At 52.1% G+C, this 20,323-nt stretch carries 20 protein-coding genes and 3 pseudogenes; 21 read left to right on the forward strand and 2 right to left on the reverse strand.

The genetic code is table 11. From position 1 onward, the window contains the following. The 20 genes and pseudogenes from AWB78_RS48775 to AWB78_RS47060 form a co-directional block, all read left to right on the forward strand. Positions 1 to 435 (forward strand): annotated as a pseudogene (locus tag AWB78_RS48775) (IS66 family transposase); the annotation flags it as partial. A gap of 359 nt (positions 436 to 794) precedes the next feature. After that, on the forward strand, positions 795 to 1,865 hold the full coding sequence (locus tag AWB78_RS37810; RefSeq protein ID WP_062611832.1) for an EscU/YscU/HrcU family type III secretion system export apparatus switch protein: 1,071 nt from the start codon (positions 795 to 797) through the stop codon (positions 1,863 to 1,865). A gap of 5 nt (positions 1,866 to 1,870) precedes the next feature. After that, positions 1,871 to 3,892 carry a type III secretion system export apparatus subunit SctV gene (gene sctV / locus AWB78_RS37815; RefSeq protein WP_062611833.1) on the forward strand — a complete coding sequence of 674 codons (2,022 nt, stop codon included), beginning with the start codon at positions 1,871 to 1,873 and terminating at the stop codon, positions 3,890 to 3,892. 2 nt (positions 3,893 to 3,894) lie between these two features. Beyond that, on the forward strand, positions 3,895 to 4,485 hold the full coding sequence (locus AWB78_RS37820) for a type III secretion HpaP family protein (RefSeq protein WP_062611834.1): 591 nt from the start codon (positions 3,895 to 3,897) through the stop codon (positions 4,483 to 4,485). Positions 4,486 to 4,488: 3 nt separating this feature from the next. Continuing rightward, positions 4,489 to 5,643 (forward strand): type III secretion system cytoplasmic ring protein SctQ, encoded by a 1,155-nt coding sequence (sctQ, locus tag AWB78_RS37825; RefSeq protein ID WP_062611835.1) that lies wholly within the window; start codon positions 4,489 to 4,491, stop codon positions 5,641 to 5,643. Positions 5,644 to 5,656: 13 nt separating this feature from the next. After that, positions 5,657 to 6,277, forward strand: coding sequence for a type III secretion system export apparatus subunit SctR (sctR, locus tag AWB78_RS37830; RefSeq protein WP_374729518.1), 621 nt, complete (start codon positions 5,657 to 5,659; stop codon positions 6,275 to 6,277). Positions 6,278 to 6,284: 7 nt separating this feature from the next. Next, positions 6,285 to 6,548, forward strand: coding sequence for a type III secretion system export apparatus subunit SctS (gene sctS / locus AWB78_RS37835; RefSeq protein WP_062611837.1), 264 nt, complete (start codon positions 6,285 to 6,287; stop codon positions 6,546 to 6,548). Between the two features lie 8 nt (positions 6,549 to 6,556). Then, complete coding sequence (locus tag AWB78_RS37840; protein ID WP_157697754.1) at positions 6,557 to 7,486, forward strand: hypothetical protein; 930 nt, start codon at positions 6,557 to 6,559, stop codon at positions 7,484 to 7,486. Positions 7,487 to 7,622: 136 nt separating this feature from the next. After that, on the forward strand, positions 7,623 to 8,096 hold the full coding sequence (locus AWB78_RS37845; protein ID WP_082883582.1) for an HrpB1 family type III secretion system apparatus protein: 474 nt from the start codon (positions 7,623 to 7,625) through the stop codon (positions 8,094 to 8,096). A gap of 12 nt (positions 8,097 to 8,108) precedes the next feature. Continuing rightward, the gene (locus AWB78_RS37850; protein ID WP_062611840.1) at positions 8,109 to 8,486 is read left to right on the forward strand and encodes a hypothetical protein; all 378 of its coding nucleotides are present in this window, start codon (positions 8,109 to 8,111) and stop codon (positions 8,484 to 8,486) included. Between the two features lie 16 nt (positions 8,487 to 8,502). Then, positions 8,503 to 9,258 (forward strand): type III secretion system inner membrane ring lipoprotein SctJ, encoded by a 756-nt coding sequence (gene sctJ, locus AWB78_RS37855; RefSeq protein ID WP_062611841.1) that lies wholly within the window; start codon positions 8,503 to 8,505, stop codon positions 9,256 to 9,258. A gap of 66 nt (positions 9,259 to 9,324) precedes the next feature. Continuing rightward, positions 9,325 to 9,963 (forward strand): type III secretion protein HrpB4, encoded by a 639-nt coding sequence (locus AWB78_RS37860; RefSeq protein ID WP_062611842.1) that lies wholly within the window; start codon positions 9,325 to 9,327, stop codon positions 9,961 to 9,963. Next, a complete protein-coding gene (gene sctL / locus AWB78_RS37865; protein WP_062611843.1) occupies positions 9,963 to 10,742 on the forward strand; it encodes a type III secretion system stator protein SctL in 780 nt (259 codons plus the stop codon). The genes AWB78_RS37860 and sctL overlap by 1 nt, the downstream gene beginning before the upstream one ends. Positions 10,743 to 10,843: 101 nt before the next feature. Continuing rightward, entirely contained in the window at positions 10,844 to 12,139 is a 1,296-nt protein-coding gene (sctN, locus tag AWB78_RS37870; RefSeq protein ID WP_062611850.1) for a type III secretion system ATPase SctN, read from the forward strand. Continuing rightward, entirely contained in the window at positions 12,127 to 12,651 is a 525-nt protein-coding gene (locus AWB78_RS37875) for a hypothetical protein (RefSeq protein ID WP_074173643.1), read from the forward strand. The genes sctN and AWB78_RS37875 overlap by 13 nt, the downstream gene beginning before the upstream one ends. Positions 12,652 to 12,669: 18 nt before the next feature. Beyond that, on the forward strand, positions 12,670 to 13,449 hold the full coding sequence (gene sctT / locus AWB78_RS37880; protein WP_157697756.1) for a type III secretion system export apparatus subunit SctT: 780 nt from the start codon (positions 12,670 to 12,672) through the stop codon (positions 13,447 to 13,449). A gap of 232 nt (positions 13,450 to 13,681) precedes the next feature. Continuing rightward, on the forward strand, positions 13,682 to 15,844 hold the full coding sequence (locus AWB78_RS47055) for a hypothetical protein (RefSeq protein ID WP_157697757.1): 2,163 nt from the start codon (positions 13,682 to 13,684) through the stop codon (positions 15,842 to 15,844). 176 nt (positions 15,845 to 16,020) lie between these two features. Then, a complete protein-coding gene (locus tag AWB78_RS37895) occupies positions 16,021 to 16,794 on the forward strand; it encodes a hypothetical protein (protein WP_062611848.1) in 774 nt (257 codons plus the stop codon). Between the two features lie 96 nt (positions 16,795 to 16,890). Further along, positions 16,891 to 17,367, forward strand: coding sequence for a GNAT family N-acetyltransferase (locus AWB78_RS37900; protein WP_062611851.1), 477 nt, complete (start codon positions 16,891 to 16,893; stop codon positions 17,365 to 17,367). A 626-nt stretch (positions 17,368 to 17,993) separates the two neighbouring features. Further along, entirely contained in the window at positions 17,994 to 18,365 is a 372-nt protein-coding gene (locus AWB78_RS47060; protein WP_157697758.1) for a hypothetical protein, read from the forward strand. A gap of 689 nt (positions 18,366 to 19,054) precedes the next feature. On the opposite strand, the gene AWB78_RS37905 is transcribed toward AWB78_RS47060, so the two are convergent. Further along, entirely contained in the window at positions 19,055 to 19,246 is a 192-nt protein-coding gene (locus AWB78_RS37905) for a hypothetical protein (protein WP_062611849.1), read from the reverse strand. 164 nt (positions 19,247 to 19,410) lie between these two features. Beyond that, positions 19,411 to 19,812: pseudogene (locus tag AWB78_RS37910) on the reverse strand (ATP-binding protein); the annotation flags it as partial. A 281-nt stretch (positions 19,813 to 20,093) separates the two neighbouring features. Here AWB78_RS37910 and AWB78_RS48780 point away from each other — a divergent pair. Continuing rightward, positions 20,094 to 20,323: pseudogene (locus AWB78_RS48780) on the forward strand (hypothetical protein); the annotation flags it as partial.

Consider the following 20,323-nt stretch of genomic DNA (forward strand, 5'->3'; position numbering starts at 1 on the left):
CGAAAAGCGAAAAACGAAGGACCGTGTGTTCGACGAGGCGGAGCAGATTGCCCAGGCCGAACCTGCGACGAGGACGACGAAGGTGCAAGCCCTCGTTGCCCGAGACCGGATTGCCGAAGGCCAGTCAGCGCAGAACGGGCAAGGGCGCTCGCAAGCCCGCTGCGGTCTTACGCGAAGCGCGAACGCGTCGCATACGACCTGCCGGAGGAGCGGCGGGGCTACCCCTGTTACGGCCGCCAGATGCACCGCAACGGCGAGGACATCAGCGAGCAGCTGCCCGTGGAGTTCAAGTGGACGGTCCGGCAAACGCCCCGCTCCGAGTGGGCCTGCCGGCATAGCGAGCAGCACGCTGAACATACTCCGGTCGTGCTCGCGCCGATGCCGGCGCAACGGCAGACGCCGGTAACCCGCGCACACTGGGTCATCCGTCCCAGCGACAAATGAAGTTCGCACGCTGGCGGCGAGATTAGGCGGGTTTTCGCACGCGAAAGTGACGGGGAGTCATGGATTTTGTCGCCGCCCGAATGCTCCAGTCAGCGTATTGCGATGCGCCCGTATCCCGAATTTACTCTTCAAGCCGAAACCGTAACTCCAGTCAGGGATGGAATGTTCAACAGACGTCGCCTATGAAGAATCATGACAAACTCTATGGGCGGCAAGTTCTCCAGTTGGATCTCTAAGACAATGAAGACGTCGTTGGGCCGTGGTCGTGAAGGCAGTCACCTTTTTTGGTTAGCATTTTCGCTGGCATGGTGCCAGGTTGGCGATGTCGCTGGAGTAGCCAAGGGGGGGAGATGAGTCAAGAGAAAACGGAGAAACCGACCGAGCGACGTATCAGCGATGCGCGTAAAGAAGGAAATGTACCCTACAGCGCCGACTTCTCGGGAGCTGCGACGCTTGCGGCTGCGTGCGGGCTGCTTATCGGGGGGCGAGACTTTTTTCAAGGATGTTTTCACTCTATCGTTCTAGCAGCGCTTGATACGCTGGGTGGTGATCGTGCTGCTCAAAGTCTGAGTCAAGCGATTGACCGTATGTTTGTCAGCGCGCTCGCAATTGTTGCGCCTTTTTTTATTCTCGCGTTAGTCACCACGCTGCTGGCGACTGTTACGCAGACGGGTTTTGCATTTTCGTTCGTTAAAATCAGGCCGAATTTGATGAATGTGAATCCGGCAAACATGCTAAAAAACACATTTGGATTAACTGCTCTCGCTAATCTGAGTTTGATGAGCGTCAAAGCTGTGTTTATGGCGATTCTGATGTTCTATACAATCCGTCATGTGTTGCCATTGGTGTTCAGTGCTGCTCATCAGCCGCTTCCGAATATCGCGCTAGGTTTGTGGACTGGCTTTGTGCAAATGCTGGTGTCGACGCTGACTTTCGGGATTGTGCTTGCTTTGATAGATCTTAAGATAAAGCGTCGGCAGTACTTCAAGAGCCTGCGCATGAGCAAGGATGAGGTAAAGCGTGAGCACCTCAGTCAATCTGGCAATGAAAACATCAAGAGTGAGCGAAAAAAGCTCGGCCGCGAGATGATCATGTCCGGAGCGCCAGCTAAAAAAATTGGATTGGCGGACGCTGTGATTGTGAACCCGACGCACTATGCAGTCGCAATTCGCTACGCCAAGGAGGAGAACGACTTGCCGTACGTATTGATGAAGGGTAAGGATAAACGGGCACTCGAATTGAGAAGGCTGGCGGCGGAAAATCATGTTCCAGTGATCGGCAATCCGACGGTAGCACGTGCGCTTTATAAGGTAGAAGAGGATAGTCCTATTCCTGAGGAGCTTTTTGAAGCTGTGGCTGCTATATTGAAATGGGTGCGGTCAGTAGCCGACGCCAATCTTTCGCCAACGTCTGCAGACTAGTTGCTATGTTAAAGGCATTTAAATTACCGGCGCTCGGTGAGGTGGGAGTGCTGCTGCTCATCGTGGCAATTGTTGCTTTAATGATTTTGCCTCTACCCCCGGAGTTGATTGATGCTTTACTTGCAATCAATGTTTCGATCAGCGTCGTCATGTTAATGACGTCGATGTATGTATCAAACATCATCGCGTTATCGTCGTTTCCCTCGGTATTGCTGTTTACGACGCTCTATCGCCTTTCGTTGAATATTGCATCGACCAAATCAATTCTGTTGCATGCGGAGGCCGGCCACATCATTGATAGTTTTGGGCGGCTCGTCGTCGGGGGAAACCTGGTAGTGGGGATTGTGGTGTTCTTAGTGATCACCACGGTGCAGTTTATCGTGATCGCCAAGGGCTCGGAGCGCGTCGCAGAAGTCGGTGCTCGCTTCTCACTCGACGCTATGCCGGGCAAGCAGCTCAGTATTGACGCGGACTTGCGAGCGAACAACATCACTGCCGACGATGCTCGTCGGCGTCGCGCATTGTTGGCCACAGAGAGCCAGTTGCATGGTGGGATGGACGGGGCGATTAAGTTTGTAAAAGGCGATGCAATCGCCGGCATTTTGATCACCTTCGTCAACATTTTTGGCGGAATCGCTGTGGGTATGGCCTACCATGGCATGACGGGGGCAGAGGCGGCTAATCGTTTTGCGATTCTGTCGGTCGGCGACGCCATGGTCTCACAGATTCCGTCGCTTCTGATTTCAGTCGCCGCGGGCGTTTTGATTACGCGCGTGTCGGACGCAAAAGACGATGATGGGCAGGAGCACTCACTGGGTCAAATAATCGCTCAACAATACACAAGCAGTCCTGCAGCGCTGATTGCCGCTAGCGTTCTGCTGTGTGGTTTCGCGGCTGTGCCTGGCTTTCCGACGGTCTTGTTTCTCATCCTGGCTGCGATATTGTTGGGCTTCGGTTTCTCGCTGTTGCAGCGGGCTCGAACAAATGATTCGGGGCGAGGCCCCGTCCTAAAGGCAATGCAATCTTCGACGGCGCGCGTGCATTCTCCGGTGATCTTGCCGCGTGCGCCGATTTTTTCCTGTCCTCTAGCCGTGAGAATGGCGAAAAATCTAGCGATGGTTCTGGATCCCGTCGCGCTGAACAAGGCCTTCGAAGTGGAACGATGCGCGCTCGAAGAGGAGCTCGGATTACCCTTTCCAGGCATCACCTTATGGACCGGAGCGTTTTTGCCTGAGGATGAGTATGAGATCCTTGTTCATGACGTGCCGTACGCGCGTCATACGCTTTCTATCCCTGCGCTATCGTCGGCTCGTCGCCTGGGCGGCGTTGTCTCAGCCGTTTATGTGGGCCGTCGGCCGGAGGCGGATGCGCCAGATGCGCATTCTTCGGCCGAGGCGCAGCTCGCCCACGAATCCGTTAAGGTGTTGCGGCGCAATGCGCACCTATTCTTTGGCATCCAAGAGGCGCAATGGGCACTCGATCGCATCGGTCAAGACAGCCCCGGGATTGTAAGTGAGCTAAATAAGGTACTTTCACCACAGAAGGTCGCCGACGTCTTGCGCCGTCTGCTCGAAGAACAAATTCCGGTCAGAGATCTGCGCACCATTTTCCAGAGCCTGATTGTGTGGGGGCCGCGAGAAAAAGATCCTGTCATGCTAACGGAGTACGTTCGGGGGGACTTGGGCCGGTTGCTTGCGCACCGAGCGGCCAAGGGTGGGCGGCGGCTGGGTGCCGTAATGTTCGAAGCGTCGGCTGAACAGCATCTTCGACAGTCGTTGAAGCAAACCCCAGCGGGCAACTTCATCGCACTGCCGCCAGAACAAATCGAATATTTCCTGAATGCGATTGACTCGCTGACCGTAGATCAAAGCCAGGACTGTGTCGCTATTGTCACCTCGATGGATATCCGACGTTATGTGCGACGCATGATAGAAGCCAGGCTTGACTGGCTCAACGTTTACTCGTACCAAGAGTTGCGTGAGTTTGTTGACCTCTATCCACTAGGGAAGATTTCTTTGGATATGTAGGAATGATTGATCGCAAACTTTCCGTTCGAATCTATCGCGTTGAAAGCGAGATGGACGGACCCACGCGGACAGCGCGTGGGTTCAACTTCTTGATGCTAGCGCGCCGTTTATCAGCACGTAGAGCTTCTCAAGCGTGGCATTCGGACACGCGAGGACTTGATCTTGCCACCCCAGCCGAAGAGGCGCCAAGTACGGCGGAGGCTTCGGAGCAATGCGAGGCGATGGTTGCTGATCGTGTTCTGGAACGCCTCGCTGAGTCGTCTCACCTGCTTAACCAGTCGTTACTGGTCGAGCAAACGCGGATTGAGCGGTTTGCTCAAGCTATTGCAGAAGGCGTGGTTGAGTTTTGTTGTCTGGCCTCTATTGAGCGGACGGGCAACTGGGATGTTGCCTTACCGCTTAACGAGACGTTTCCGCGCGGCAGTCAACTATTAGTGACCTTAACTTTCGGGCGACTCAGCATTGTCTTTGACATACCCGATGAGCAGATTTTGACGTTGCTGATGAATCATGTTGACGTGCTGACCAGCAGAATTGACGTCATCCTACGCAAGTACGGTCATGCTCGTGAAATTGAGATTGGAAGGCGCTAACACGTGGACGCTTCGAACATTCTTGTTAAATTGAACGGCGAAGCACAGATCCGCTCGCTTCGATTGTCTCCGCTTGAGCGTATCTCGACGCATGCGGCAAGCTGTGCGCGTCTTTTAAATGATGCACGGTTTCAAGCGCGACTCACTGCGGCAGCAAATATCACGATCGCACGCTGCGACCTCGGCGACGATAAAGAGAGGCCGGCGAGCGAGTTCGCAATCCTAAATTTCGACTTTCGCAGCGAGCGCATTCAACTCCTGATAGACCTTTCGTACTTCACGCTATTAGAGAGAATTTGTACTTTACAAGATGCTGTAAATCCGGAAAGCGAGATAGTGACGGTAGTCCGGAATGCCTTTTTTTTATTAATCGAAAACAAATGCAAAGAGCTGGGCCTGCCTAAGGCATGCCTATCCATCAAGCGATGCGCAAACATACCGTCCGCGCTTGCGACAATATGGATACGTCAGCGACCAGGGACTGCAGTGATTCCGGTTTGGGTGACGCAGTTTGGAGAAGTGCCGGTCCTGCTTAATAACGTGGAGGACGCCCCCGCATGCGATTTGACGGGCCCCCTGTTGAGGCTGCGGATGCCAGGAAGCCTCACGGTGGGGCAGATATTGTTGTCCGTGCGAGTGTTAAACGCACTGAGTCCCGGCGATGTTTTGCTTGGTGCGGTCTCACCCGAAGTAGCGAGTGCAATAAAAGCTCAAGCCTACGCGCAGTTAGGTATTCGTTGGGGCGGCCTCGCTTATCGACATGTCTCGGGCATCGCGACGCTTTGCGGGAGCATACTTACTTTGAAGGAATGGCGCATGTCTGATCAAGACGAAATATCCAATTTGGAACAGTCTTTTGCGATTGATAACCTGGGGGAAGAGGCAATCGAAGAGGAGACCACGATGGACTCCGTGGTCGAGCTCTCCGAGCTGGAGCTGCCAGTGAAGATGGAGATTGGCACCATACCCATCTCTCTCGAACAACTAAAATCGATTCGCCCGGGCTATGTGATCGCATTGCCTCAGTCGATCGAAGGGGCAAAAGTGCGTTTGTCAGTGGGAGGGCAAACGATAGGGCAGGGCGAGCTGGTTGCCGTGGGAGAGCATCTTGGCGTGCGCATAATTCAAATGGTGCAAACGTATGAATCCGCTGCATGACATTGTAGGTTTGATGATACTCGTGTTGGCGATCGGGTTATTGCCATTCGTGGCGATGGTCGTTACCTCCTACGCGAAAATTGTCGTCGTCCTCGGATTATTGCGTAATGCATTGGGCGTTCAACAAGTACCGCCAAATATGGTGCTGAATGGAATCGCTATTTTAGCCTCTATTTATATCATGGGCCCTATTGAAATAGAGGCATTGAACGCAGCGAAGGCGCAAAGGGGGAATGGTGACTCGGTTAATATGTTGTTCGATGCGGTAGAGGTAGTTACGCCACAATTTCAGAGTTTTCTTGTTAAGCATACCCGCGAACGTGAGAAAGTCTTTTTTTTGAAATCGGCCAAGGTTATCTGGCCAAAAGAACAAGCTGAAAAATTATCGAAAGACGATTTAATTGTGCTGGCGCCAGCGTTCACACTCAGCGAGCTGACAGATGCGTTTCGTATTGGTTTTATTCTCTATATCGCATTTGTCATTATCGATTTGATTGTCGCTAATATACTTATTGCGATGGGGTTGAGTCAGGTGCAGCCCACAAATGTAGCCATTCCATTTAAACTGCTAATTTTTGTGTTAATGGATGGGTGGTCGACCTTGATTCACGGGTTGATTTTAACATATCGATGAGAACGAAATGAAGGACGATGGATTATTGCAAATAATGACGCAAGGTTTTATGTTGTGCGTCATGCTGTCGATGCCTGTGGTGGTTGTGGCCGCAGTAACTGGGTTGCTCGTCTCATTTATTCAAGCTGTGTTTTCCATGCAAGATCAAACGTTCTCGCATGGGATCAAGTTGGTGGCAGTGATGATTGCAATTGGCATATTTGGTCCATGGGGCGGGGCCGCGATGATCAATTTTGTTCAACAAGCGTTTCGCATCGCGTTTGCACCTTGAGGTGAACGATGTCAATCTCACGCCTTGGTTCTTCTGGCAATGGTTGGAGTGCAATTGACTCACTCGATCAAAGTATAACGAAGCAAACAGTCCTGCGGAGGCAAATTCGCCAGCGGAATCTGAATCGATATTGGTCGACCAAGAAATTTCAGGCGAATATACATCCAGATCGTAAGCTCGATATCAAGGATATTCGGCGCATAACGCTGGAAGTAATGGGGCGGCGACTTTGGCCCCTGACCGAAGCTGAGGCCAGTGAGCAGAGCCAAGAATCCTACTTCTTAGGTCGCGGTGGGCGACGCTCGAAATTTAAGTTGCGCGTCGATAGCGACGAGAAGCAAGACCAGTCAGGATTTCGTGGTGAGGCCGAAGCGCAGGATAGCGGCAGCTTGGGTGAGGGCGACTACCCAGCGCGGCAGGGTCAGTCGCGCGACACCGGTGCAGGTACGTCGATGGCGGCGAGCTTAGAGATGGACAGGCTCCGAAATCAGGGCGCAGGGTTGAACGCCGACGAATGGAAGCGGGTCGCGACAAGTCGTCTTTTGCAGATCGACGCACGCGAATGGAGCGAAGCGCCTGACGGGCGGGGGCAAAGTAGCGCGAAGCCTCGTTCGCCCACAGCGTCCGAAGGTCTCGTTACGTTCCAAAGGGAGTGCATGATGTTCATAGAGGAAGCACGGAAAGCAGGCGTGGAGTTTGAAAATGTTTCTATGCCGGAGATCATCGCTCTGGTTCGAGAGCATTCCACTACACGCGCGCCGTACCGTGGCGAGTCCACGTCGCGGATTTCCATATTTGTACCGCTGGTCCTCCACAACGTCCTGAACCACCATCTTGTCGGACATCGGGATCTCAGCGTGGCCGATGCACGACTGAGGGCAGTGGAATCAGCGTTGCATGAAGCGTCGCGTCTCAAGGCGTCGCGCGCGAATGAGTAGATGAGCGTCACAGACAGTAAGGGAGTGCTTTCGTTTCTTCTGGCATTTTTTCGCAACCCAACGAGACGCTAAAAAAGACTGTGTTACCGTGGTTTGCGCGCCGCTTTTTTCGTTGATTTCTCATTTGGTAAAAAACATGGTGTCAATTGATTCAAACTCTCGTGCACTGATGGCCAGTGCGTTCATGGATGTTCTGACCGTGGCTTTGACTTTTCACACGAGTGAGGATGTGGCGTCCGAAGTCCATGATCTGGAAACGATTGTGAATGCGCTCCATGTACTAAGTCCAAATTTGGTCGAGCTCGACACCTTGGATGCGTTAATCAAGATGCGCCGGGGTGATTGGATTGGCGCCGTGCAAGTGCTTTCAGCTGTCGAAGCGCATGCATCGAACTTTGTTTATGCGAGCGCACTGAACGCCCTCGCTCTCTATAAGATGGGTGATCCAAGCTGGATGCAGAAGGTCAATTTTATTCAAAACGGGGAGGGCAATGAGCAGGCGAAGTCTTTTGTCGCCGCATTGGAAGCATGCGCAAAATTTCCAGAGTTTAAAGGCGATTCAGCGGGCGAGATGCTTAGTTTGAAGCGCGAGAATAAATTGCAACCGTAAAGGATGTGAATCATGATGGATGCGATGACGGCAGTACAATCGCTTGATGCATTGGCAGACAACACTGTTGCTGCACCGTCGAGCTCTCTGGCTGGAAAATTCGATCAACTTATGTCTCAGTCGAGACTGGTTGCGCCCGAGCATAGCGAATCTAATGGCGTGGATATGGCGAGGAAAGTGGCGGAAGATCAGTCTGCCTCACTCGAGAAAATGTCAGATCTTATACAATCAGCCGGTGCCCGGCTTCACAATTTGCCTCCACAAGAGATGGTAGCCGCGAATATTGATCTCGCTCTTGAGGTTGGGGCCATGAGTATGAATATGCAGATCAAAATGAGTTTGGTGAACGCATCCAAAGGATCTGTTGAAACGCTCATGAAAAACCAGTGACGCAAAGGATTGAAGCATGTTGAGCAAGACCAGGCAACTAATTACGCTTTTAATTGTATTATTTGCGATGGCGGGTTGCCGTAAAGAATTGTATGTAAATTTGAGCCAGCAAGATGCAAACGCGATGACGGTGGCTTTGTTGGAAGAGGGCGTGCGTGTAGACAAAGAGAGTGTGGATGGCGGCAAAACCTGGGTTTTATCCGTCGACGAAGGCGAACTGGTTCATGCCATGAAAATTCTGAAAGAACGCTCGCTTCCCGCTACTCAGTACGCCAGTCTGGGTGAGCTATTTAAGAAAGAGGGCATCATTTCAACTCCGACTGAGGAGCGTGTTCGATTTATATACGGCATCGAGCAGGAACTCAGCGCCACACTTTCTCGTATCGACGGAATAGTAGACGCGCGAGTTCAGATTGTTTTGCCTGACAACGACCCACTTGCTTCGGCCGCTAAACCGTCCTCAGCGTCTGTTTTTATTAAATATCGAGCAAACGTGAATGTGCCCGCACTCGTTCCACAAATCAGAAGCTTGGTGACGCATAGCGTCGAAGGACTGCAGTTTGATGCTGTCAGTGTGATATGCGTACCGAGTGCAACCCAAAACACGAAGCAGATGTCCACGCAAAGTACATTCATGGGGGGGAAATGGCCCTGGCTCATCATGAGCGTGCTGGGTGTTGCGGTGCTCACTATTGCGGCGTTTTTCGCCGTACGCTATCGAGGCAGACTTAAAGGTGGCTTGCCGATGGTCGGCGGACAGCTGTCAGACTAGGCCGTAGTCGTGACACAAGGCGAAGTTGTCGATTTTTCCGTCCCACAGCGTGCCCTGGCGAGCCGTGTGAGCGAGGTGCTCACCGCGTATGAGCGCTTGGTATTGACCTTTATTGAATGGGCGCACCCGTCGTGGCTGACGCCCTATGAACCTCTGATCCACGCACTTCGAAAGGAGGTGCATGCCGGGAAACTGGCGCACGCCATCATGCATACGCGAGCGGATCACCCCGCAGACTCGGTCATGCGCGTTGGATTAGATCCGGCAGAACTTGAACTTGCCTGGGTTGGTCCCGATGATATCGCTATTTTGTGTTTATTGCGGGCGCTGTTTCACCGACGTACTGAGATTCGACGACTCATTGACAAAAGAAGCTTGTTGCATCTCCAGAGTCTGGCGCCTATGCAAGTAGTCGATTACCTGCGCGAAATACCGGGTGCGACGGAGCTAAGCACTCAAATGGATGATCGCTCAATGGATCCGTTGATTGCGATGCAACGCAATGCGCTCCAATGGGAAGGTATGTGCCTGTTGCTTCGAGAGCATCAAAGATCGATCGGGCTAGCCTCATTGTGGCGTTTTAATTTTGATCGAGCGTTGAGCATACCAGTGTGGATTGCCCGGCTGACGGGGCCCGCAGAACGCGAAGGCGGCCAACGCTTTGCCGAAATAGCAATAAGCCTGAGGGGGCTGATGAAGTGTTGATGTTGATTCGACGCGTTCCGTTCGAATTGCGCGAGACGGGCGCCAACGCAGTTGAAGTCGATGCCGGTGCCGCCCTAATGGTCGAGTCTGGAGTCGTTAAACAGAGCGATTTTGCTCGGCTCGAGGAGCTTGATGCTTTGCTGGAAAGCATCTCTCAGGACCGAGAACGCATCTTGGATGACGCGCGCAAACAGGCGCAAAGTATCCTCTCTGAAGCGGACAAGCGGGCGGCACAGATCACGACCGAGGCCAAGGACATCTTTGATTGTGCCTATGACAATGGCTATGAAGCCGGCCATCAAGAGCTCGTCCGCTGCTGGTATGCGCGTGCGACGAGCTCAGCGGTTGAGCAAAGGCGCCTTGTCGAAAGCTTTCGGGAACGGTTGGCGACTCTGGTCGGTAACGCGATCGAAAAAATCTTGCTGATTACCGATAGAGAGGCGCATTTTTCTAAGGTCGCACTTACGCTTCAGCATCAAATTGATGCAACAACTTTGCTGCAGGTGCGCGTCAACCCGAAGGATGTTGAGGTAGCCAGGTCCGTGTTCGAAAGACTAGCGGCGCAGTGCCGGGAGGCTGGACAAGCAATTAGGATAATCGTTGACGGTGACGCGACGCTCGCTGCGGGCGCGTGCATATGTGAGTCGGACATTGGCGTGCTTGACGCAAGTTTGAATACTCAGATTGCCGCCATTCAAGCGGCCACCCAGAACTTGGCTCGATCAACAATGCACGTCTCGACGGAGTCGTCGGCCATTTGGACCGACGAAAAATCCTGAAGCGAGAATAACAAACCAGGAGAGCGTTCAAGATGACTGAGATAAGTAATGATTTTGCTCAGCGTATTTCGCGAGAGCTCGAGCGAGAGGGGCGCATTCTGATGGATTCGCTTGACTCGATTAGCTTTGACGCTGTGGGGCGCAGCGGCAAAATCGTTGAGGTCATCGGAACCTTAATTCGTGCAACTGGCATTGACGCCACACTGGGTGAGTTGTGTGAACTCCGTAACGCCAAGGGCGAACGTCTACTCGCGGCAGAGGTGGTCGGGTTTACTCGATCGAGCATTTTGCTTTCACCTTTCGGCCACATGGATCGCATATCGCGAGCGACTCAGGTCACCGGCACAGGCAGTCCCCTATCCATTCGCGTGGGCCCCGAATTGCTGGGACGCGTTGTTGATTGTCTGGGCAATCCTCTAGACGGCTTGGGATCGCTCGAAACCTCTTCTTTTCGATCGGTCATTGGCGAACCGCCAAATCCGATGTCACGCACACCGATTCATCAGCCGCTTGCAACAGGAGTACGAGCGATAGATGGATTTACCACCATCGGAGAGGGCCAACGGTTAGGGATATTTGCACCGGCCGGGGTGGGTAAAAGCACATTGCTTGGAATGTTGGCCTGTCGAGCGTCAGCGGACGTGAACGTAATTGGGCTGATTGGGGAGCGTGGGCGCGAAGTGCGGGAATTCGTTGAGCGGACTTTAGGCGTTGAGGGGCTGTCGCGATCAGTCATTGTGTGCGCCACTTCGGACCGCTCCGCTATCGAGCGTGCCAAGGCCGCGCATGCCGCCACCGCGATCGCTGAATACTTTAGAGATCAGGGGAAAAAAGTGCTCTTGATGATGGACTCGCTGACTCGGTTTGCACGCGCGCAGCGTGAGATCGGGCTGGCTGCAGGCGAGCCTCCTGCCAGAAGAGGCTTTCCGCCCTCGACTTTTAGTGAGCTCGGACGGTTACTGGAGCGGGCAGGACCGGCTTCAATCGGATCCATCACGGCGCTCTATACCGTCTTACTAGAGGACGAAGAGAGCTCTGACCCGGTCGGAGAGGAAGTACGCAGTATCGTCGATGGACATTTGGTCTTATCGCGCGATCTTGCGACGCAGGGGCAATACCCCGCCATCGATGTGCTGGCGAGCTTATCACGTCTTATGAGCGAGATTGCCTCCAAGCCCCATATTGAGGCCGCCACATTCATACGGAAGCTGCTCGCTAAACATCGGGAAATCGATGTCTTGATTAAAATGGGAGAGTATCGCCCCGGATCTGACCGCTTGTCCGATCTGGCAATTAGGAAAATAGAGGATATTAAGGCTTTTATATCGCAAACCGCCGAAGAGAGAATTAAATTTGAGACGGTTTTTAAACAATTGGTCAATCTATGTCAGCAGTGAATAACGATGATACGAAGGGGCTCCGACAGATTTTGGCACAACGGCGTCGACTCGACGCTCGTCTTCGGGATGAAATAGCTGCTAAGAAATTGCAATTAGATCAGGCTTATGAAGGTCTCGCTAATCGAGAAGCGAACTTGCGAGCCAAGACAAAAGAATTTGAATCCGCTAATGAACGTTTCCGGCATGCCACGCATATTGGGAAAAAAATCGACATCGCCACGTTGGGAGCGCATCAATTTTACCTCGAAAAACTGGCGGTACAATGCAAGGAAGCCGGCCTGGAATTGGAGCACGCAAATTCTGAATTGACGCAGTGCGAGGAAGATTTACGGATAACGCAGAAAAAATGGGTAAGTAACGGGGTGCGGATCGAGGCGCTTGAAAACAGACTTACTCTAGTAAAGAAGAGAAAGGCGGAGTTGCACGAACAAAGCGCGGACGAAGACGTGGGAGAAGCTCACACTGCCCGGGCGTTTGCCAGAGGCCGGGACAATGCGACAGCGGAATAGAAGATGACCGGATTTAGTATGGAAATCGGAGCCCCTTTGTTCGTAAACTATCTGGGGGTGTTGCTCGTATCCTGTATCCGAATATTTGTCGTGATGTTCATTCTTCCCGCGTCATCAGATGAGCTACTGACGGGGCCTGCGCGTAATGGTGCGGTATTTGTCTGGGGTACTTTCATCGCCGTAGGTCAACTTGAGCTATTGAAAGACATGTCAGGGGCTACTCTGGCTTGGCTGTGCATGCGCGAAGCCATCATCGGCACCATTATCGGGATGTCTGCCTCGACAATATTTTGGGTAGCCCAGGGGACGGGTGTTTACCTGGACGACATTGCGTCGTTCAATATTATTCAACTCAATAATCCATTAAAAAGCGAACAATCAACGCCAATCAGTTCGATAATAATGCAGTTCACTATCTCGGTGTTTTGGTGTTATGGGGGGATGAGTGCTTTGCTGGGCGCGATATATGAGTCATATACATGGTGGCCTCTAAATAGTATGTTGCCGGTGCGTGACGCTATGCTGCAAAGTTTTATACTGACGAGTGCCGACGGCTTGATGCTGAGAATTGCCAAAATGGCGTCCCCAGTTGTCTTTATGCTGTTGTTGGTAGACCTCGGCTTCGGGTTTATTGGCCGGAATGCCGAGAAGCTCGAGCTCACGAACTTAGCACAGCCAATCAAGGGGATTGTGGCCGTGGTGTTGGTGACGTTGTTATCGACAATGCTATTTGATCAAATCCGGTCAGAATTAGCGTTCGCTTCATTCGGCGCAGCCTTGTCAAAATTGCTACATTAGATTGGCCGAGATTACAAAATTGCTCGGAGTGCGTCTTGCGCATGCTACATATAAGCCTTCGTAGGCATTGGGAAGTTGGACTAAAGTAAGGCGCTGATGGTAATTTTGCGGGATGATGTCGATAAAACTGTTTTGCGAACAAAATTAAACAAAATCGAACAATAATTCATACCTCGGGCACGGCGAAGACCTAGAATGAAAGTTAATGCTCGCAAACTTAATGGAATTGACTATGTCTTCAAGCGATAAGTCGCAAGGCGTTTCTCAACTAAGTACTGGGTCTGCCCACTGGGATGCATCAAATCCCAAATTGAAAGACAGCCCCGATGGCACGAGTGTGTACGACGACTTATTGAACTTGGAGTCAGCTCACATTGATCCCGATTTGGAGAGGCAAGTAGACAATTTTTTCGCTCAGGGAAATGACGACGTTCATGGCTCGGTGAACGTCAGCTCAACAAATTCGTCAGACTCCCTTTCTAAGTTGAAACAACAAGTAAACAGTTTGTTCGCTCAGGGAAATGATGACACTAATGGCTCGGTGAACGTCAGCTCAACAAATTCGCCAGACTCCCTTTCTAAGTTGAAACAACAAGTGAACGGTTTGTTCGCTCAGGGAAATGATGACACTAATGGCTCGGTGAACGTCAGCTCAACAAATTCGCCAGACTCCCTTTCTAAGTTGAAACAACAAGTGAACGGTTTGTTCGCTCAGGGAAATGATGACACTAATGGCTCGGTGAACGTCAGCTCAACAAATTCGCCAGACTCCCTTTCTAAGTTGAAACAACAAGTAAACGGTTTTTTCGCTCAGGAAAGCGATGATGCTAATGGTTCGGTGAACGTCAGCTCAACGAATTCGACCGACTCCTTTTCTAAATTGCAACAAAAAGTAAACAGCCTTTTCTCTCAGGAAAGCGATGACGCTAATGGCTCGGCGAACGTCGGCTCAACGAATTCGACCGACTTCGTTTCTAATTTGAAACAACAAGTCAACGGTTTTTTCGCTCAGGAAAGCGTTGACGCTAATGGTTCGGCGAACGGCAGTTCATCGAATTTGACCGACTCCTTTTCTGAACTCGCTAGCAACATCGCCTCCGGCGGTTCGATGGATTTAGACCAAGTGGCGAATGTGACGTTATCTGCCGGGGGGGAGCAGATAATTAATTATATGGCGAAAAATAATTTAACCAGCCTTGATGCTTCTGGTTTGCTGCAGGTTGCAATTTCTCCTTCGACAACGAGCGCTCAAAAAAACGCTGCTGGCGCTTTTTTAAACTTAAATCCCGCCAATTTTCTTGTCACGAGAATTAACGATAGCTATGCGATTTCTTACGATGTTGGATCGTCTCATGTGAGCCAAACGGAAGGGATTAGCCAGGCTGCCACCGACGTCAGCAGCGGTGGCTCGATATCGCCTCTTCTCAGCAGCACGACCAGTATCGATTCGGACAAGGATGTCGTTAGTAGTTACGCGTTCACGGTCGGGAAGACGAATTTTAACCAAGGCGATCTGACCCAACTCGCCTCAAACACGAGCGCACCACCTGATGCTCAAGCGGCGGCCCGACGGTTGCTGGCAGAAAATGTAACGAACTTCGTCTGTACGCTGAATGGGGCGAATTTCAATGTATCAATGGATATCGGCAGCGTCCGTGTCGCTGGCGCAGGATTGGCGAATGCGTTGGTCGCGGACACGTCGAGCACAACTGCGGCGAATTCGTCAAACACGTCGACAACATCAACGCTCCCGTCCACGTATTTGAGCACAGCGAGTGTGCGCACTTCGTCCCTCTCTACGCAGTATTTTGCCGCACAAATGCAGTCTTGGATGTCGGCCAATAATAAATCCACCATTACCATGGATCAATTAAAGAACCTGGCGGCCGATGCGACGTCGACGGCCGCTGTGCGCGGGTTCGCACAGTATTTCGTCGACAATCCGGATCAATTCACGATAATCGAGACCCTCGATTCGCCGAAGGCGGATAATATTGCCTCTTTTAGCGACGTCCAGGCGGTAGCGAACTCTAGTGTGTACATCTCGTCTACTGATGCGACAAGTGCGCAATGGGCGGCCACCGAGATTGCGAGCTATATGTCATACAATGGCATGCAAAGTACATCGCTTACCCAGTTGCAGGATTGGGCCAATTATTCGAATGACGCGGATCTCCGAAGAGCGGCGCAATTTATGGTTGGTTGTTCGACGGTATTCAATGAGCTTGACACCATGGATGTGAAGACGCCTGACAATGTTATCGGTGTAGACACTTTGAGAAATTATGTAAAAACCAAAGGCATAGCCAGCATTCAGATGAACATGGTTATAAGTGATGCTGGTACAAGTAGTGATAGCGGCGGCGGTAGTACCGGCACGAATAGCGGCCAGTAATAATGATTGGAGAAAGTTCTTTGACGCCGACAGAAAGCATCTTCGGCGCCGAAGCACAAGCACGTTACAATCGCTATCGAACTCTGGTGTTGTCCTTGCGTTATCGATGAAAGTTCAGACCACTATTGGATCATTCTTTTAGAACGATTTCTATCGACCCTTTCAAGGAGTCTCATATGTCGGTGAATACCACGTTGTCAGTCACTTCTAAAGGGAATGTTTCGGGGAATCCCAGCGTAAATGATTATTCGGGAACCTGGGACCCGGCTTTAATTGCTCAGCTCGAGGAGCACGCCACTTCTCCCTATGAGCGCGAAGAGTTGGATTCCTTGACATCGATCTCGCCCGAGTCCATAGAGGCGCAAATTAGCGCCAATCTTCCGGCGCCCACTCCGCCTAAGTCAGCGACGTCGCCGGAATTATCTAAGAAGAACGCTTCCGCAATTGTTGAATATATGAGGGAGAATAAAAAGGACACCATTACTTTCGATGAACTGACAAATCTGTCGCAGGACCCCAACGCGACCGCTGAAGAAAAGGCCGCGGCTGATTACTTCACCCAAAACCCTGCGCAATATTTTCTCATCGAGACGCGTGACGATTTGCGTGAAGACGGTCGATCCTCAATCGATAACTTTCAACAGGTAGCAGACGGGAACTTCAGCATCGCGTCTACAGATGAAATGAATTCACAATTGGCCGCCGCGACACTGGCGACGTTCATGGTCACTCACACTCCAAATATCGAGACGACCGACACGCTGAGCAGCATCAATGAGGGAGATCTTAAGAACTTAGCCGCGGATCCCAGCAATCCAAATACTGAGGCAGCGGCTCAGTATTTTTTAGCTCACCCGGAAGTCTACAAAGACATTGAAACGACGGATGATCCGCGTCCGGATGGCACTGCGAGTGTGCCCGAGCTTCAAGAATATGTAAGCAAAGAATAAGTTATAACGTCTCGATTAGAAGCGTTGAAGGAAGTTGAAGTGGCACCGCCGTTTTTCGCCGGCCCGAAGAAGATGCTAGTCGTATTACAAATCTCCATGTCTTTTCCTACGCATACGTTAATCGAGAATTGTGTTGCCTATCAACTTCGACAAGCAACAGAGGGGGATTTTGCTTTCGCCGAGGCGCTCACCCGCGGCAACATGGCCTTCTATCTACGGACGCACAATATCGACTGGCACAGTCATCTCTTCATCGAGCATTGGTTAGCATCGGAAAATTTTGTTCTTCATAGAGACAATACCCCGATCGGCATCATGCTTCTGTCTGAGGAGCCCGATTCTCTGCATATCTGTGAAGTGCAGATTGTCCACGGTTACCGGGGACGCGGGGCGGGTACCTGCTTGCTTAATACAGCGCATTTGTTGGCGGCCAAGCGAGGACTTACTCAATGCCGATTGTGGGTATTTGCAGACAATCCAGCTGCACGTCTTTACGCGAGGTTGGGATACAAGCCGGTTGAGCCCGTCGCCGGACAGTCCGCGGCCTTGCAGCAGATGATCAGACGTGTCTGACTTGATCAGCAGACTAACTTTTAAATGGGTCGCTATCTCTCCTGCAGTGCAAAAAATCAAGCTTTGCATATTGGAGAAAAATCGGATATATTGATTGAGACGCGATTAGCGCGTCAAGCTCTCGGATTAGCCCGCTTATTCGTAAGCGGGTTTTTTTATGGCGAGTGTGGCCCCGGTCGTGGAAGGGCGTCGCATCGTCGTGCGTGGCCGCAATCTGCTGTGTTGAAATTTTATGTTGTGACGTTTTGAGAACCTCGCGTTTTATTTCAAGTCCTTCTGTTTCGCCAAGAGCGACGATGTTTTAGTAAGCATTAAGAATGCTGATGCGGTCTGTCTAAGTCGGTGAGCCTCAGGGCCCCTTGGCAGAGTTTGATTCAAGTCAATCGTGGTTCTTACCCGCCCTTACCATTTCATGACTACCACCGACGATCGGCGGATGTCTTTATCTGTTTGGTTATTGCAAGGTGCCTTACAAGCCCAAACCCGATCAGGCCACTGATCACAAACGCTCATCCTGACGCATTCGATACGGCGCATCATCTATTTGCAAGTCGTAGATTCGTCAGGTTCCCGCCCAACCGAGGTGCGATCCTGCTACGTTTGATCGGTGCTTACGGGAGTGCACGATGGAAAGGCAATACCACTATCGCGGTTTTCGCGTCGTTGTTGAGGTGATGCCGGTGAACTCGCTGGGTTATGCGAATGATGCAACGAAAATCGCTGATACCGAGGCAGACGGTTATACCAGTGTGGTAAAGTTGATTAAGCCACTTGCATCTGGAATTTGGAACGCAGTATTTCGCCTAAACGACCTGTGCGAAGCGCCCGTGATGCACGAATCGGCAGCCTTCTGGTCTAGCTATATCGTCGCTACAAAGATCATCGATGATGCGCTCACAGCATTTGGAGGTTCTGTTGAAGCGCTGCCGACGCATCTGACGCCAGGGGGCACTGACGTTTCTTTCACTGATCTCGGGAGGGCGTGGGCAAGGCTATGAGACTTCGAGGGCTTCATATGCGCAACCCGGGTAGTGCATTTTGGCTAGTCGCTTGTTTTCTATTCATCGTCATCGCAACGCTTCTTAGGTTATGTTTCTGGCTGATGTCATGCAGAAAAACGCCGAATTGACATCGACTTTGCGAAAGAGGTGGGTGATTCGCTGCGACTTGCTGGTAATGTATCTATCTTTCCAGCCAGTTTTCAATCGCGAGTCCACGAATGCGTCTGGATTCATTGGTGTTCTCGGTCACAAGCGTCAGCTGTAATCGCGCATGTGTGGCAATCAATGACATGGCCTGGGCTCCCGCGAGGGCTGCACATTTTCTCGGCATCGAGGTCTATCGTTCGTCGGCTTGCAATTTCATGCTGCGAAGCCCGGGCTGGCCGCGTGCATATGCGCGCGTGAGCGCGTGAGCGCATACGGTGGTGATTCTGTTATTCACGTTCGTCGCTGTATGGGCGCATCGTACGAACGCACATTACTTCAGCGTGGGCAGCGGTGAGCGGACAATAGACCGCTAGGACGACCATTTCGGAGTGTTGGCGATCTCCGGTTACAACATGGCTGGTTGGCGATGGCGGAGTCGGTGAGCCTATTCAGGCTTTCGAGCTTCAATGTGTGTTCATCGGCCAGGTTGACCAGCAATGTGTAAATGCCGTGAAGGAGGAAGCAGCTTACGCCGCGCTCTACAGCCGGATCCAGACGCGCGCCGATTTCTGAGACCTACTTTCGAGGACGACGATAGCGCGGCGTGCCTGCTTTCCGTATTCCCGGTCGATCCAGTGGTAGAGGTCGGCGAGCATGATCCGGATCAGGTAGGCCGCTTCATCGGTGAGCTCGGGACGGCAGGGCGTCGTGTTTCGGGTAAAGATGAACATGGTGCACCTCGCGATTGTAAACTGACGGTTTAGAGATCGCGTTTAACGGCGCCTCAAGGCATGTATGCGTATTTCGGGGAAGTTGAACGCCCGTTTCGGTGAAGTCGAACAGGCCAGGAGGGAGGTGCTGCGTAGTGCTTAGATTGTACTGCGAGTGTTCGAGATCAAGCTACTTTTTGATCAGGCGCGTTCTTCTTGCGCATCGAATCACCCTTCAACTGAAGCTTGTGAGCCTGATGGACGAGGCGGTCGAGGATTGCGTCGGCGAGAGTCGGGTCTTGCAGCCAGGCGTGCCAGTGTTCAAGGGGTAATTGGCTTGTGATGATCGTGGAGCGCGTGCCGACGCGACCGTCGAGCACTTCGAGTAGATCGTTGCGCGCGCCCTGGTCGACGTCCTGCAGTCCCCAGTCGTCGAGCAACAGGACGTCCATTTTTGCGAGCTGCGCAAGCCGACGTGTGAAGCCGCCGTCGCCGTGGGCGATCTTCAATTCCTCGAACAGCCGGGCGACGCGCACGTACAGCACGGAGAAGCCCTGTCTGCATGCCTGCTGACCGAAGGCGCAGGCACTTTGTACGCGTCGCTATTGACGTATTCGAAGTGGGACCAGACGATCTCACCACGTCGACGAACTGAAGGGCACATCGGTATTTTCCGTTTTGAGCCAATGAGCAAACTAAATGATGTTCGACAGACGAAGTAAAACGGGGGCAATGAAGCCCCCGTTGTCGTTTTCAGAACGGGGCGTCGAGAGTCAGGGTTACTCCGTTCGGCATCTCAGAAAAAATCTTAACTGAACGGCATTAGGCGCATCGGTGGCGTTTATATAAATTAGTTTGACCGGCGTACATGATGCAGTTCTTTATCGAAGACTTCTATCTGTGGCTCAGCCGCGCCTACGCGACCGAGATTCGGCGTTACCACGAGCCCTGGTACAGCGGCCCAACACAGCCGCCGCAACCTACGACGCGCGGATCTGGTGAGGTCAGTCACCCCCGGCCGCCGGAGTTCGACAGTTCCACGGCCAAAAACGCGATTTTCGACAGCCAGGCCTTGTATCGGCGCGGGTTTCGGCGGGG

This window comes from Caballeronia calidae (assembly GCF_900044055.2).
Lineage (GTDB): Bacteria > Pseudomonadota > Gammaproteobacteria > Burkholderiales > Burkholderiaceae > Caballeronia > Caballeronia calidae.

Bases quoted from the DNA above. Each gene is read 5' to 3' on its own strand.
- AWB78_RS47060 (WP_157697758.1), top strand. From the start codon at position 17,994: ATGGAAAGGCAATACCACTATCGCGGTTTTCGCGTCGTTGTTGAGGTG.
- AWB78_RS37875 (WP_074173643.1), top strand. From the start codon at position 12,127: ATGTCAGCAGTGAATAACGATGATACGAAGGGGCTCCGACAGATTTTG.
- sctJ (WP_062611841.1), top strand. From the start codon at position 8,503: ATGTTGAGCAAGACCAGGCAACTAATTACGCTTTTAATTGTATTATTT.
- sctN (WP_062611850.1), top strand. From the start codon at position 10,844: ATGGATTCGCTTGACTCGATTAGCTTTGACGCTGTGGGGCGCAGCGGC.
- AWB78_RS37810 (WP_062611832.1), top strand. From the start codon at position 795: ATGAGTCAAGAGAAAACGGAGAAACCGACCGAGCGACGTATCAGCGAT.
- sctR (WP_374729518.1), top strand. From the start codon at position 5,657: ATGATACTCGTGTTGGCGATCGGGTTATTGCCATTCGTGGCGATGGTC.
- AWB78_RS37850 (WP_062611840.1), top strand. From the start codon at position 8,109: ATGATGGATGCGATGACGGCAGTACAATCGCTTGATGCATTGGCAGAC.
- AWB78_RS37820 (WP_062611834.1), top strand. From the start codon at position 3,895: ATGATTGATCGCAAACTTTCCGTTCGAATCTATCGCGTTGAAAGCGAG.
- AWB78_RS37840 (WP_157697754.1), top strand. From the start codon at position 6,557: ATGTCAATCTCACGCCTTGGTTCTTCTGGCAATGGTTGGAGTGCAATT.
- sctL (WP_062611843.1), top strand. From the start codon at position 9,963: ATGTTGATTCGACGCGTTCCGTTCGAATTGCGCGAGACGGGCGCCAAC.
- AWB78_RS37905 (WP_062611849.1), bottom strand. From the start codon at position 19,246: ATGTTCATCTTTACCCGAAACACGACGCCCTGCCGTCCCGAGCTCACC.
- AWB78_RS47055 (WP_157697757.1), top strand. From the start codon at position 13,682: ATGTCTTCAAGCGATAAGTCGCAAGGCGTTTCTCAACTAAGTACTGGG.
- sctT (WP_157697756.1), top strand. From the start codon at position 12,670: ATGGAAATCGGAGCCCCTTTGTTCGTAAACTATCTGGGGGTGTTGCTC.
- sctS (WP_062611837.1), top strand. From the start codon at position 6,285: ATGAAGGACGATGGATTATTGCAAATAATGACGCAAGGTTTTATGTTG.
- sctV (WP_062611833.1), top strand. From the start codon at position 1,871: ATGTTAAAGGCATTTAAATTACCGGCGCTCGGTGAGGTGGGAGTGCTG.
- AWB78_RS37895 (WP_062611848.1), top strand. From the start codon at position 16,021: ATGTCGGTGAATACCACGTTGTCAGTCACTTCTAAAGGGAATGTTTCG.
- AWB78_RS37900 (WP_062611851.1), top strand. From the start codon at position 16,891: ATGTCTTTTCCTACGCATACGTTAATCGAGAATTGTGTTGCCTATCAA.
- AWB78_RS37845 (WP_082883582.1), top strand. From the start codon at position 7,623: ATGGTGTCAATTGATTCAAACTCTCGTGCACTGATGGCCAGTGCGTTC.